Source organism: Synechococcus sp. PCC 7335 (assembly GCF_000155595.1).
GTDB lineage: Bacteria > Cyanobacteriota > Cyanobacteriia > Phormidesmidales > Phormidesmidaceae > Phormidesmis.
The window spans coordinates 3,153,527-3,167,840 of sequence record NZ_DS989904.1 but is presented as its reverse complement, the minus strand read 5'-3'; the positions used below and the strand labels follow the sequence as shown (position 1 = coordinate 3,167,840).

At 46.2% G+C, this 14,314-nt stretch carries 6 protein-coding genes; 4 read left to right on the top strand and 2 right to left on the bottom strand.

Annotation, left to right across the window (positions count from 1 at the left end; genetic code table 11):
- The first annotated feature begins 111 nt into the window (after positions 1 to 111).
- On the top strand, positions 112 to 3,183 hold the full coding sequence (locus S7335_RS13705; protein WP_006454619.1) for a response regulator: 3,072 nt from the start codon (positions 112 to 114) through the stop codon (positions 3,181 to 3,183).
- A gap of 117 nt (positions 3,184 to 3,300) precedes the next feature.
- Here the strand turns inward: S7335_RS13705 and S7335_RS13700 are convergent, their stop codons facing one another.
- Positions 3,301 to 3,831, bottom strand: a complete 531-nt coding sequence (locus S7335_RS13700) for a thioredoxin domain-containing protein (protein WP_006453475.1) — start codon at positions 3,829 to 3,831, stop codon at positions 3,301 to 3,303.
- A 758-nt stretch (positions 3,832 to 4,589) separates the two neighbouring features.
- On the opposite strand from S7335_RS13700, the gene S7335_RS13695 reads away from it, so the two are divergent.
- Positions 4,590 to 5,564, top strand: a complete 975-nt coding sequence (locus S7335_RS13695) for a GGDEF domain-containing protein (RefSeq protein WP_038016232.1) — start codon at positions 4,590 to 4,592, stop codon at positions 5,562 to 5,564.
- Between the two features lie 266 nt (positions 5,565 to 5,830).
- On the opposite strand, the gene S7335_RS13690 is transcribed toward S7335_RS13695, so the two are convergent.
- Positions 5,831 to 8,260: a response regulator gene (locus S7335_RS13690; RefSeq protein WP_050765880.1), complete on the bottom strand. Its 2,430-nt coding sequence runs from the start codon at positions 8,258 to 8,260 to the stop codon at positions 5,831 to 5,833.
- A gap of 924 nt (positions 8,261 to 9,184) precedes the next feature.
- On the opposite strand from S7335_RS13690, the gene S7335_RS13685 reads away from it, so the two are divergent.
- Together S7335_RS13685 and S7335_RS26010 are read left to right on the top strand one after the other, a co-directional pair.
- Positions 9,185 to 11,194 (top strand): FG-GAP repeat protein, encoded by a 2,010-nt coding sequence (locus tag S7335_RS13685; RefSeq protein WP_006454372.1) that lies wholly within the window; start codon positions 9,185 to 9,187, stop codon positions 11,192 to 11,194.
- Between the two features lie 674 nt (positions 11,195 to 11,868).
- Positions 11,869 to 14,208, top strand: coding sequence for a S8 family serine peptidase (locus S7335_RS26010; protein ID WP_006455951.1), 2,340 nt, complete (start codon positions 11,869 to 11,871; stop codon positions 14,206 to 14,208).
- The last annotated feature ends 106 nt before the right edge of the window (positions 14,209 to 14,314 follow it).

Sequence of the window (14,314 nt, the reverse complement as noted above, 5' to 3'; positions counted from 1 at the left end):
TGTGGCTCTAACTGCAATTAGTCCTTACGTACACTATTATCCTCCTCGTCTACTAGCCCTCTCGTACTTCTAGCTATCAGGTCGGTTACTGACCTCTCGTATATTTAGGTTATGCAATCGATTGACAACCCATTCTCGCTACTCAAAGACCTAACCGTAAAGGTAGATACTTCTCCAGATTTGGCCTCGGCTCTTCACATCGTTGTTCAAACAATTTGTCAACGGTGTCATTGGAGCTATGGCGAGGCTTGGCAACTAGATCCTCAAACCAATTGTCTCGTTAATCAAGCAACGTTTTGCAATATCAATGGTGAACTTGGTACTAGCGATATAGCGACCAATTGTAAGTCCTTTGAACAGCTTAGTCAGGGGTGTACCTTTGCCCCAGGAGAAGGCATCCCAGGACGAGTATGGGCCTCTCAGCAATGGGAGTGGCATACCAATGTCTCAACCGTCGATGAGGCGGTCTTTCTGCGAACTGAAGCTGCGATCGCCTACGGCTTTAAAGCAGCGTTCTGTGTACCCTTGGTAGCGAAAGATCAGACACTAGCAGTCTTACTATTTTCTAGTACCAAAGCCTTACCAGAAAGTCCGCAGCTTATCGAGATTATTGAGATCTTCTCTATCATCCTAGGAAGACTACTTCAGCGCCGTCAAAGTGAAGAGCGTCTGCGAGATAGCGAAGCTCGATTTCGAGCTTTTATGAATAATACCGACGCGATGGTCTTTATGAAAGACTCGCAAGGCTGCTTTACTTATGTTAATCGCCCCCTAGAAGCTGAGTTTAAACTCCAGCCAGATGAGTTAGTGGGGAAAGACGACTTTTATCTATCGTCCGAAGAGGTAGCAAAGCAGGTACGTGAAAATGATGCCAGAGTGCTATCGAACAACCAATCTCAATCTCTTGTCGAAGTAGTACCCACCCCAGATGGGATCAGCAGATATTGGAAAGTAAACAAGTTTCCTTTTACTGACCATTCAGGACAAAAACATGTGGGTGGTACGGCATTTGATATCACTCAACAAAAGCAACTAGAGAAGCGGCTGACTCTAGAAAAACTAGAACAACAGCGTATTAATGAGTCGTTAGCGATCGCGATCAAAGCTGCTGAAGCTGCTAGTCAGGCCAAAAGCAGCTTCTTAGCGATGATGAGTCACGAGATTCGCACGCCAATGAACGCAATGCTTGGTATGGCAGAGCTGCTAGATGGCACCGAGCTTAGCCCTCAGCAACAAGATTTCATTAACATCATCCGCACAGGCGGTAATACATTACTGACTGTTATTAACGACATTCTTGATTTCTCTAAGATTGAATCAAACAATCTAGAGCTAGAAATTAGTCGCTTCGACCTATATGAGTGCATAGAACAAGTTCTGACATTATTTTCAAATCAAGCAGAGGAAAAGCAGCTGTCGCTGACTTCCATTGTTGAACCCATTGAATTAGACCGTATTCCTACGTACTTCAAAGGCGATGTAACTCGCCTTCAACAAATCCTATCTAATCTAGTTAGCAATAGCATAAAGTTTACTCAGGAAGGCGAGGTCAGCTTGCAAGTTAAAGTCGGAGCTGTTGCTAGCGAAGAACGAGCTGAAGAACCATCATCTAACTACGAACTTCAGTTTCTGGTCACAGATACAGGGATTGGCATTGCCGAAGAGAAGATACCGTATCTTTTCCAGCCATTTTCTCAGGTGGACGCCTCTATGACGCGTCGATATGGTGGAACAGGATTAGGATTAGCTATCAGTAAGCAACTGGTTGAACTGATGGGTGGCGAGATGGGTATGGTGAGCAAGGTAGGAAGCGGATCTACTTTTCACTTCTGTATCAGGCTTAAAGCTTGTAATGAAACATACCAAGGCAGCTCCGCTGGTGATCAAATTAATCTAGCAAGCAAGCGTGTGTTGATAGTAGATAGTAATGCTACTAGGTGTAAGTCGCTCATGCTACAGGCCCGGTCATGGTCTTTGAAAGTAGAGGTAGCAGCATCGGCAGAAGCTGCACTTATCAAGCTATTCCGCAGCGAACGGTTTGATGTGATCGTTATTAGTGGGCTAATTAGTGATCTAAGTAGCTCCTACCTGGTGTCTCAGATCCGAAACTTTCCTGACTACTTATCAGTACCTTTGATTCTGCTACAGGCCCGTGGAGAGAGTTCACTACCATCTTCGTATCTTCAAGATAGCAAGATGAAGTTGCTGCATACCCCTGTTAGACGCTCTCAGTTCTACAATACGCTAGTACAGCTTCTGCAGCCTGATTCAGTCAGCCTCAAAGAAACGACTAACACTCAATCAAATGACATTCAATTAAAAACCGAAAACACTTCGAAGATAGCTGCAGATTACAATCTCCCGCAGGAAAAGCCCTTACGCATCTTGCTAACAGAAGATATTCTGCTAAATCAAACCGTAGCCTTACAAATGCTATCTTCTTACGGCTATCAAGCTGATGTTGCGAACAACGGCAAAGAAGCGGTTGCCGCTCTGAAAGAACAGCCGTACGATCTAGTGCTTATGGATGTACAAATGCCAGAAATGGACGGGTTAGAAGCCACTCGAACTATCCGAGCTGAGACAACTATAGAACAACCCTATATTGTTGCGATGACGGCACATGCAATGCAAGGCGATCGCGAACGATGTCTCGGCGCAGGAATGAATGATTACGTTAGAAAGCCCATTCGCAGACGAGATGTTGCGGCGGTTCTACAACAGTGTCCGTCTAGTAGAGACGCCAAGCAGAAACAGGTTCCAAAAGAGCCCTCCTTACCCTCATTGGCTAAAATACCAGCAAAAACGCATAGTGAGCCTCGAATGCCAGACACTGCAGACACGCCGACGCTAGACACTACGAGCATGGAAAGCCTCAGTACAGATAGAGAGTTCTTAGAGGAGATCTGCAACAGCTTTTTAGACGACGCGCCAGGGCGAGTAAGGGAGCTGCGAATGGCGGTTGACACAGCAGATGCTCCAACTATAGCAACCACTGCTCACGCGCTAAAGTCACTCAGCGGCTGTATTGGAGCAATGTCCCTCTTCCAACTTTGTCAATCTATAGAAGCCAATGCCAAGAGCAACTACGTTGAGCCTGTAGCATCCTCGCTAGCTCAAGTCATTACCGAATATGACAAGGTTCAACTGGCTGTAGAAGCCTACAAATCAACACTTTCATAGCTATAGCAAGGTGCGGATGCATTCGCGCATTGCGAGTCACTTAGCCTGTTGAAACACAAGGGTTATAGCCAATGACTATCCCGTAAGCTAAGTGACCAAAGTTATATAATTCAAATTCTAACCAGCGTTTTTAAGTGCCACGGTTAAGATCTGCTGAACTAACGTCTCTAGTTTTTCGGTGCCCTGATGACGAACGCTAATAAAAAAGGTTGGAGACTTTTTAACACCATATTGCTTGGCGCTATCGATGTCAGACTGAATTCGCGAGGCATGAAGGTGATAGCCTAGCTCGTGTAGAAATTGAGGAACATCTAGACCAAGCTCATCTGCATACTCAACCAGAGAAGCATCGTCTAACTTATCTGTGTTGTCGAATAGTTTGTCGTGCATCTCCCAGAATTTTCCTTGGCTACCTGCAGCTTCAGCCGTCTCAGCGGCCTTGCGCGATTGAGGATAGATATCGGGCTGCGGAAAATGACGAAAGACAAAGCAGAATTGATCGCCTAGGGATTGACACAGCTTTTGAGTTGTCTTGTGTGCCTGCTCTGAGTAAGGGCATTGATAAGTTCCGTAGGTCATCATTAGCAGCGCTGCAGACAGCGAACCCCTAGTGTGGTCGGTTTCCTTCAAAATGGGCATTGCGTCCATACTTTGTTGTCTAGAACCTCCGACGAAAATGATGTATGTAGTCAGCCTGTCTGTCTATTGTGGAACTAATCGAGATAAAAAACGACTAACTAGTCTATGGGCTGTTTGCTAGCTATCGATCGAGTGACTTCCCCTACCGATCAGATAGGTATTGATAAATAGATATTGTCTTTTAAGTAGAAACTCAATGTTGAAGCTGAGTGCTGAAGAGCTATACAACCGCTAAAGGTTTAATTTTTCTTCTCGAACGACATCTTTCTAACTTGATTAACTACGCTCTAGTCAAAGTCTTTTGAGACTAGCGTTTTGGGTATACTCTATCCAGATAGAGCCTTCTTGGAATTGGTTAGTTTGGTAGCAACTCTTGACTCTTTGAAGGTAATTAAGTGGCTTAATTTTTTAAAAAGCTTTTTTTATAGAATCTAATCCCGCCAGGGCAAATCCCGACAATTGTTCGAGCTTTAAAATGACGACCGTTAGTATGATTTGTCTTATCGATTTAACAAAGCTTCCTAGAGATCGCTTGTTCCTGCTTGTCAAATAAGTGATTTTGCGGAGTAGATATCAGCGGATTTGAGAAGTCACCTATCAGATCTCGTCCTTTTGACTGCTAGAGCAGAATCTTCTATAGCGTTGACAAAAGTTGGCTTGATAGCGCTGTACATCGCGATAGAGATTACCGAAGTTTTAACAACACCTCTTCAACTGTCAAGTGAGTGAACAAGACCTACTAACAGTTCTATAAAAAACAACTAAAGATGGAAAGAAGATTCACAGGCAAGTTATCCTTCGACTGCTTTGAAAGCGCTAGTCGAACTATTCTAAGGTTTCTGCATAAGCGCTTTGACTTTGATCTTTGGCTAGTGACCCGCAAGCAAGGAGACTTCTGGTTTCTTCTTCACACTGAAGGCGATGGATATCAGGAAACAGCATCAAAGCAGGTCTTCAGGTGGGCCGACTCATTCTGCTCTGAAATGGTGAAGGGTAACGGTCCGAACATTGCTCTTCAATCGGATCTAGTCGAGGCTTATCGAACCACGACCCTAGCACGTCATCTGAAGATAAAAGCATACGTCGGATTTCCTATATATCACACAGATGGAACCCTTTTTGGAACACTCTGTGGTCTCGATCCGTTGCCGAAATCAACCGAACTGCTAGCTGAGCATGACCTATTCGAAATGCTCTCATCCGTACTGACGACAGTACTTCAAACTGAGCTTAGGGTGGTAGCCTCTAGCCGTCGCTTAGAGCGTCTACAGCTAGAGGCACTAACCGATTCGCTCACCCAATTGTTTAACCGGCGCGCGTGGGATGAGTTTCTAGCTGCTGAGGAAATTCGCTGCCGTCGCTATGGTGGTGTGGTAACTGTGCTAATCCTTGACCTTAATGGGCTTAAGCAAGAGAATGATACCAAAGGACATGCCGCTGGTGACGCACTGCTCCAGCGTACAGGTCGCGTTTTGCGTCAGGTAGCGAGAGAGAATGATATGGTAGCTCGGCTAGGCGGTGATGAGTTTGGCATTATTGCGGTAGAGTGCAGTCTTGCAGATGGAGGTCAAGAATTACTCAAGCGGGTCCGTAACGCGCTCGCCGCAGAAGGCATTAAAGCCTCTGTAGGCATTGCAGAAGGAACGTCTTCGACGGGACTAAAGAAGACCTGGGAAAAAGCCGACCAGCGGATGTATGAAGAGAAGCAATCTCTTTATACCGAGAACGCGCTGGTCAGCTAATACACTCTACGATTCTCACTTTTTGTTGTAGCCTTTCTAAAAGGCACACTCATAGAGAAGGCTACGCCTACTAGGGATGCAATTTGCTTATTCTGTTGTTTTTTCTAAGGCTTTTAGCCATACAACTATACTTAGCCAAGTAGAAAAAACTCGTTATTTACTCATTAGAGAGGTTTTCTTCAGAAGTATAATCTCTGATAGCGTTCTAGCCCCGGTGGTCTAAGCATAGTGGTCTATGCACAGTGTTCTAGGCCACTTCACTAAAGCTATTGAAGCGGTGATGCTAGGTCTCTGGATGAAAGAGTTTCAAGCGTCTTGTCTAATTGTGGACATTGCTGCAGCGTTTTAAGTAATTCATCCTTAGTGATAGGTTTCCTAATGTAGCCATTCATTCCAGCAGAAAGGCATTCTTCGCGATCTCCTTGCAGCGCATGGGCAGTCATTGCCACAATATGAGGCTGAACAATATTTGAATTGGCGCGAATTATTCGGGTCGCTTCTAATCCATCCATCTCTGGCATTTGAACATCCATCAATACCAAATCATAAGCGTGGGATTGTAGTGCTTCGACCGCTTCTTTTCCATTGTTGGCGACATCAGCCTGATAACCGAAGGAAGTGATCATGTAGAGTGCCACTTTTTGGTTGAGAGCAATATCTTCCGCAAGCAGAATGCGTAGGGGATTTTGAATGCTGATAGTAGATTCTGTTTTAGGCTGTTCCGGTAGCGTAGTAGAGTCAGTAGCAAAGGGCTTTTTATCAACTAGTAGTCTTACAAGTGCGTTGTAAAATTGAGAGCGCCTAACCGGCTTTCTCAATACGGCTACATTGCCTTTGAGCGAGTCTACAGGCGTTGTATGGGTGTGCTTTCGAGACTTCATAACAATCAACGGCACTATTTGATACCCCGGTAGTTCTCGAATTCGTAGAGCCATTTCCATCAGCCCTAAGCCGTGCAGTGGTTTTTGAATGGCTACGATATCAAACCGCGGCTTGGCCCTGAGTTCGACTAAGGCCGCTTCTGGCGAGGCTGCCTGACTTACGTTAAGTCCCCACGATTCAGCTTGTAGAGCAAGATGTGCTAGGTTCGTCTGGTTACTAGTAATAATCAACAAATTCTTTTGGCTTAAGCCATGAGCTTGCAGATTCGGAGTTTGGCAAGCATTTTCATAGGCTGGCAACTGAATTGAAAAATGGAATGTAGAACTGCAGCCTAGTTCGCTCTCAACCCACATTTGCCCTCCCATTAGCTCAACCAGGCGTTTACAAATAGATAGCCCAAGTCCAGTGCCACCGTGTTTGCGGGTTACTGAAGAGTCAACCTGGCTAAATGGCTTGAAGAGCTTATCAAGCTTGTGTTTGGGGATACCGATGCCGGTATCTTTGACCGCAAACTGAAGCTGATAGTATGAACGCTTCTCGGATAATGCCTCAGCTTCTATGGGGCTAATCGTTACGTGAATGCTTATCTCTCCCTTTTTAGTAAACTTAATACTATTGCTAATTAAATTGCTTAAAATTTGTCGCATGCGTACCGGATCGCCTGTGAAAACGGTCGGCATCGTCGCTGGCTCAACCAGAGAAGAGAGCATTAATGATTTCTCGTCTGCTTGGTTTGAAAATAGAATGAGCACATCCTCTATGCACTCGTATAAATCTAGATATCCTTCTTCGAGTACTAAATTACCGGACTCAACCTTAGAGAAATCAAGAATATCATTAATAATCGTTAGAAGGGTTTTGCCGCTAGAGCGGATGATACTAACGAACTCTTTCTGCTGAACGGTGAGAGCAGTACTCTCTAGTAGCTCCGCCATACCGAGCAAGGCGTTCATTGGGGTGCGAATTTCATGGCTCATCATCGCTAGGAAACTGCTCTTAGATTTGCTTGCGACTTCAGCCTCTTGCTGCGCTGCTTTTAGAGCAGCATTGACTCGATGCTGCTCTGATACATCTTCAATGTGAGCAACGAAAAATTGTGGATCGCCATTAGCATCTCTTAAAAGGGAGACGCTGATTCGTACGTAGACAATATGGCCTGACTTATGGAAGTATCTTTTTTCGAGCTGGTATAATCGACGCGAGCCCTGCATCAGCTGATCAACAAGGTCAAGGTCTTCCTGCAAGTCGTCTGGGTGCGTAATAGATTGAAAATCGACTGCGCATAACTCCTCTTCAGAGTAGCCTGTAATTTGAGCCGTACTTTTGTTGACTTTCAGAAATTTCCCAACAAGGGAAACTAACGCCACGCCGATAGGAGCATCATGAAAGGCATCTCTGAAAACCTGTCGACTTTTTTCTAGCGCTTTTTGAGCAGCCGCTTCTTTCTTCTGCGACTCCCTAAGTGCCAAGAACTGCGGAAGTAATACAACCAACTCCATCGCAGTGTAACAAGAGACTAAAGCTGTTAACGCCTTAACGATGCCGGAAATCCAGTAGATCGGAAACCATAGCGTTGCAATATCAATCAAATGGCCAAATCCGCAAAGAAAAATGAAGCTCCCAAATAACAGAGTTAGAGAAGTTGGGAAGTCCTGCTGACGTTGACGAATGAAATAGATAAGTGTTAGGGGAATAGAAAAGTAGGCCACAGCAATTAATAAATCGCTGATAACATGCAGTCCTACTAAAGGCGTTTGCCAAAGGTAACAATGTCCATGAGGGATATACTGTGCTAAAAATAAATCTGGAAGCATTTTATAAGACTTGAAGAAGAACCCTTACAGACAACTTTCGAAAACGGACAATATTAGTCGGCAGGCAAGTTGATACTGTCAGAAGATACTGCGGTTGAAAACAGACTATTAGCCTTGAGTCAGGCCTGGTTACCAGCCTAATTAGTGGTCAAATTTAATTGTTTTTGTTGGATTTAGGCTAGATAGGGTTGTACTGTTTGTCTTATTCTATGTAGCCCAACACGGTGCAAAAACGCTCAGCAAAGGCTAGATTGATCTATGGTAACGATGGCAATGATCGGCCAGCTCTCTATTAGCGCTAACGATAGTGATGTGTTGGTCACTGCCGGTGATGAACCCTAGACATTCGAAATGTAACCGTTGATGTCTTCACTAGGCCGATATTCGCTTCCATTTAGTTCTGTTGTTTAATAGTATCTTCTCTATCCTTACTCTTTGAATGATGCTGTAAGTAGAAGATTCTTGCTGTAGGTAGAAGAAAGTAAAGCTTGTCACCTCAGATAATGCTCTATCGAAGTATTACAGTCACCTACATTCATCAAAGAAATCACGCATCACTCAAAGAGAACTTGTAGCTGCTATCAACGAAGTAGTTGAGTCTGAAAGTATTGTCAGTGCATTTCCTGAACTACAGTATATCTTCGATCCAGGTATTGTTGTCCTGGTTACTCTGGTGATAGCAGGTTGGCAGTGCGGGGTACACAGTAGTAAGCAACTAGAGTAGACATCTACAGCGATCGCCACTTTGCTCCACACACTCTCTTATGTGAAACCCTAGTCATAGAAGACCAAAGTGGTCAGCCGGCGTACGGGTGCATCCGACGCCGGCTATACATGCTTCGTTTAGGTGATGACAAAACCGGCCTACGTTCATAAACCGCTGTAGTTGTCACGCAACAGGACGACAACTAACAGGACAACAGTATGGCTTTCTCAGCACAGTTTGACTTAGATTCACTCGATGGTGGTAATGGTTTCGCACTTATTGGGGCTGATTCATTTGAATTCTTCGGTCGTTCAGTAAGCGGTGCGGGAGATATCAATGGCGACGGTTTTGATGATTTGATTATTGGCACTTCAGTCAACAGCTACGTGGTGTTTGGCAGCGATACGGGCTTTGATGCGGTGCTCGATCTATCTAACCTAAATGGTAATAGTGGCTTCGCCATCAATCGCTCCGGCTATTCGGTGAGCGGCGCAGGAGATATTAACGGCGATGGCTACGATGATTTGGTTATGGGAGCACCCTTTACTAGCCCAAATGGCCGCCATTCAGGTGAGAGCTACGTAGTATTTGGCAGCGGTGCGGACTTTGATGCAGCGCTCGATCTATCTAGCCTAGACGGGCGTAACGGCTTTGTTATCAACGGTATTGATGAGTTTGATAGATCTGGTTATTCAGTCAGCGGTGCGGGAGATATCAATGGCGACGGCTTCGATGATCTGATTGTCGGCGCATCCTATGCTGATCCTAACGGCATCTATTCGGGTGAAAGCTATGTGGTGTTCGGTAGCGATGCGGGCTTTAACCCTACGGTTGAGCTTTCTAGCTTGGATGGTAGCAACGGCTTTGTGCTAAGGGGTATGAATGCCTACGAGGAATCCGGGTATTCAGTCAGCGGTGCAGGGGATATCAATAGCGATGGCTTCGATGATCTGATTATTAGTGCACCCTATTCCAACTCTAACGGCGTCTACTCAGGTAAGACCTATGTAGTGTTTGGCAGCAATGCGGACTTTGGCACTGCTTTAGAGCTTTCTACTCTAGATGGCAGCAACGGCTTCGTTATAACTTCTACTGTTGAGCATGATTTTTCTATTTCTGTGAGTGGTGCAGGGGATATCAACGGCGATGGCTTCGATGATCTGATTATTGGTGCACCTACTGCTGATCCGAATGGTGACAATTCAGGTCAAAGCTATGTAGTGTTTGGCAGTGGTGTGGGCTTTGGTGCGGCGCTCGATCTATCTAGCCTAGATGGCAGCAACGGCTTCGTCATCAATGGCAATGACGGCGATGATGGTTTTGGTCGTTCGGTAAGCGGTGCGGGTGATGTCAACGGCGATGGGATCGACGACCTAATCATTGGCGCATATCATGATCAGCCTAGAAGCCAATCCTCAGGTCAGAGCTATGTGGTGTTTGGCAGCAATGCGGGCTTTGGTGCTGTGCTCGATCTATCTAGCCTAGATGGCAGCAGCGGCTTCGTCATCAATGGCAATGACGGCGATGATGGTTTTGGTCGTTCGGTGAGCGGGACAGGTGATGTCAACGGTGATGAAATCGACGACCTAATTATTGGCGCACCCGCTGCCGCACCCACTGGCGAACGTTCGGGCAAAAGCTACGTGATATTTGGTGCTGCTATGGGTGAACTTCTCATAGGTACCCAGGGCAAAGATACCCTTATTGGTGGTAAGGGGGATGACTTGCTTGATGGTAGAGACAGCAACGATTTCCTTGATGGTAATGAAGGCGACGACTTTCTCCTCGGCGGAGACGATCGAGACATTCTTATCGGCGGAGATGATAATGACATTCTCCTTGGTGAGCAGGGCTTTGATACGCTCTATGGTGGTAACGGTGAAGACACGCTCTTCGGCGACAACGGTAAAGACACGCTCTTCGGCGGGGATGGTAACGACAGTCTTGATGGCGGGGTCGGCAAAGATACGCTGATTGGCGGTAGGGGTAACGATACGCTCACGGGTGGTGGCGGCAAAGATACCTTTGTCTTGGCAGTTGGAAACGGTACAGACACTATTACTGACTTTAGTGGCCAAGACCTGATTGGTTTGGCGAGTGGACTAGGTATCGGTGAGCTTTCCTTCGTCGGTAATAACATCATCTTTACGGATACAAACGAGGTACTGGCTACCCTTACTAATGTAGATACCACTAGCTTAAATAAGACTCAGTTCGTGCTGGTCTAGGAAGAGAATAAACAGTTCTTTGGGCTGCTACATATACGTCCAAAAGCTGCAACTTTCACTAGAAAAGCAGCCCGATTCGCAAATCCTCAAAGGCATCAGGGCTGTTATCTACACATACGAGCAAAGAACACTTCTCTACAGCTTCAGCAGGTCTTAAAAAATTTGCGTAACCTTTCTTCTATGCTTTCAACCGAGACTATTGATTATAAAAACATCAAACGCACTTTAATCACGTCTTACTAGTCTCTTAACTTTCAGCCAGAGACAATATGACATAGATACTGATAGTTCACACATCAGTGTATCTCCGTAGTTAATCACTGTACATCTTCAACTGAGTTGGTCTTTATCAGCATCAGAGGCATTAGAGAAAGGCCATAGTTCCTGGCTGTAACGAAATTAAACAACAAGTTTCTTTAGTCCAAGACTTAGACCGTGGCGGTTAGCGAGTCTTGGGCTTTTTTATGCTACGTTTTGATCCAATTGCCTGAATAGGGTGGGCCTACCTAGAAGAAGGTATGACTAGCGAGTGGATGCATACTCAAAGAGACTATCCGCGCTAGTTAGCCACTTTTCCTTTGAACACAAGGGTTTTGCCCTTTTTACCCTTTGGAAAAGGCCCAAAGAAAAGTGGCGACTGCTGTACATATAAACATGTGAGGAACTTTTGCTCAATGCTAAAGCGACTATTACCCTTCGTCTTGTTAATGACCGGCGGCTTCTGGGGAGCGACTAATCTATCAGCGGCGCTAAAATTAAATCTAGCTGCCAATGCTCAAGCTGATGTGCAAGAGATAACAGGCGAAAGCGATGAGCCAGAAGGTCTTTACTACACCTTCTTTGACGAGCGTATCTTGCTAGACGAGCGCACCGATCAAATCGCCGTCCAGTTCACCGAAGAATCAGCTACTAGAGGTGGAATCGATGGCCTCACGCCTGCCTACTTGCAGCTGCGCCAAGACGTTGAAGCCGCTCTAGCCGAGACTAGAGACATCTCACAGACACCTGTGGATATAGACATCAGCCCATTGGGCAATAGTTATGCGCTGATCACTTTGCCAGAAAGTGGCACCCGCAGCCTCACGAACAACATTACGCGGCAGCTAGATCAACCCTATGTAGCAGCGACCCTACCTGTGGTCACTCGCCAAGGCAGCAATGAGTCAATTGTGATCACCCCTGAAGTCGTTGTCAGTTTTGCCCCCGAAACGACCCAGGCTGAGGCTGAAGAGATGGTTAGCGAATACGGGATGGAAATGGTTCGCCCGCTGCAGTTTAGTCCTGGCCGATTTCTCATGAGGGCAACCGCCGCAACGGGCACGGCTATTCTAGCAACCGCTAACCAGCTAGACAGCGTACCGGGTGTTCAATCTGCGACCCCCAACTTTGTTCAGTCAGTAGCCTATCAAAGAGATGTAAACCTTGGCGAGATGGACTTTGGCGCACCTGAGCGGGGTGAAGAGAATGCTTCAGAAGATGAACCAGACAACGACATAGATGAGCAGCTCTCAGAAGAGAAGCTTGAAGAGACTCTAAACGAGGGACTAGAGGAGACTTCAAATGAAGCGGCAGACGAGACGACGGACGAAGCGGTAGACGAAGCATCTACGACATCTGAGGAAGTTCCTGATGCGACAGAAGCCGATGAGTCATCGACTAGAGCCTTTGCTTTCCCGAACTCCCTACTGCCTTGGCAGTGGCTGCTTAATAGTTTTCCAATGCGCCCTAACGCAGATAGGACGGATATCTATGCGCTAGAGGCCTGGCTTAAAAGTGATAGTGGTGAGGGCGTTACTGTTGCTGTGGTCGATAGCCTATTGCAATGGGATCATCCCGATCTTATCAACAGTGTCTATAGGCTGCCATCGACCGTTTCTAATCCTTTACCAGGTGAAGTCAGCGGCTGGGATTTTTCTAGCGATGTGGTTACCTGCGAGGTTACAAACAGCAACAACTGCGCATATGGCGATCCAGACACCCGGATCAGTAATGAGGAAGTCGCTGTCTACAAACAAGAATTTCAGGACTCTGTTGCACTTTCTGACGAAGAATTGCTATCGACCTACGCTGATTTTGACGAATATCTACAATATCAGGCTCCTGAATCTACGCCTACGGAGAGAGCTAACTATATGCGGTTTGTTTTCCAAAGCACGCCCTCCGGTGAATTCCACGGAACCTGGTCTGCAGGTGTTATCACCGCTCGCCCTCAGACCAATATTGGCCTAGTTGGGGTAGCACCCAATGCTCAGTTTCTGCCGGTTAGAGTCTTTGGTCTCAATGGCAAGATTACGCCGAGTGCTCTGATTGAAGCCTCCGGCTATGCGGCAGCTAGAGGGGTCGATGTGATCAATTTTAGTTTGAGCAGCTCAGCGCCAGTTGAAGAATTCGAGACGATGCTCAACGATATTATGCGAGCCGACCCAAATTTGGTGATTGTTGCTTCTGCAGGTAATCTCAACGTCAACCGAGCTTCGTTCCCGGCGGGCGGACCAAATGTTATTGCTGTAGGTTCTACAAATATCTACGGTGGCCGTTCCTTTTATAGCAGCTATGGTCAAGGCTTAGATGTTGTAGCACCTGGTGGAGACGTCAGTAATTCTTTGGTCGAAGGGATTCTGACTACTGGAGGGGCTTGGGTCTCCGGCTTCTGGGAAGGGCTGAGCAGCGGCAATCTAGAAGCGAGCTATTCAGCTATAGATGATAGAGGTCAGTACGTAGGCGTACAGGGGACTTCTTTTTCTGCGCCTGCTGTTTCCGGTATTGTCGCGCTAATGAAGGATGCAGACGATAATGATGTTCTTACCCGTGATCAAATCACCGAACTATTGATCCGCTCCGCAGACTATAACGAGCTACAGATTAGCACTGAGGAAATGGCAGAGTATCAGCAGTTTCAAGAACAGACTGGCAGCACTATCTCGGCACAAGAGTATTTCTTTGGCCGGGGATTGGTTAACGCTGAAGTAGCGGTTGATGGAGTGAGAAACGCTGTACGCTCGGTGGCTCCGTGAAACTGACTACTTAGAAGCAAGTCTACTGACAACAAAACAGCAGCGCCAACGAGTTATTTGTGCTTTCCTATTACTACAAAAGTACGAAAGCATAAGCTCGTTGGCG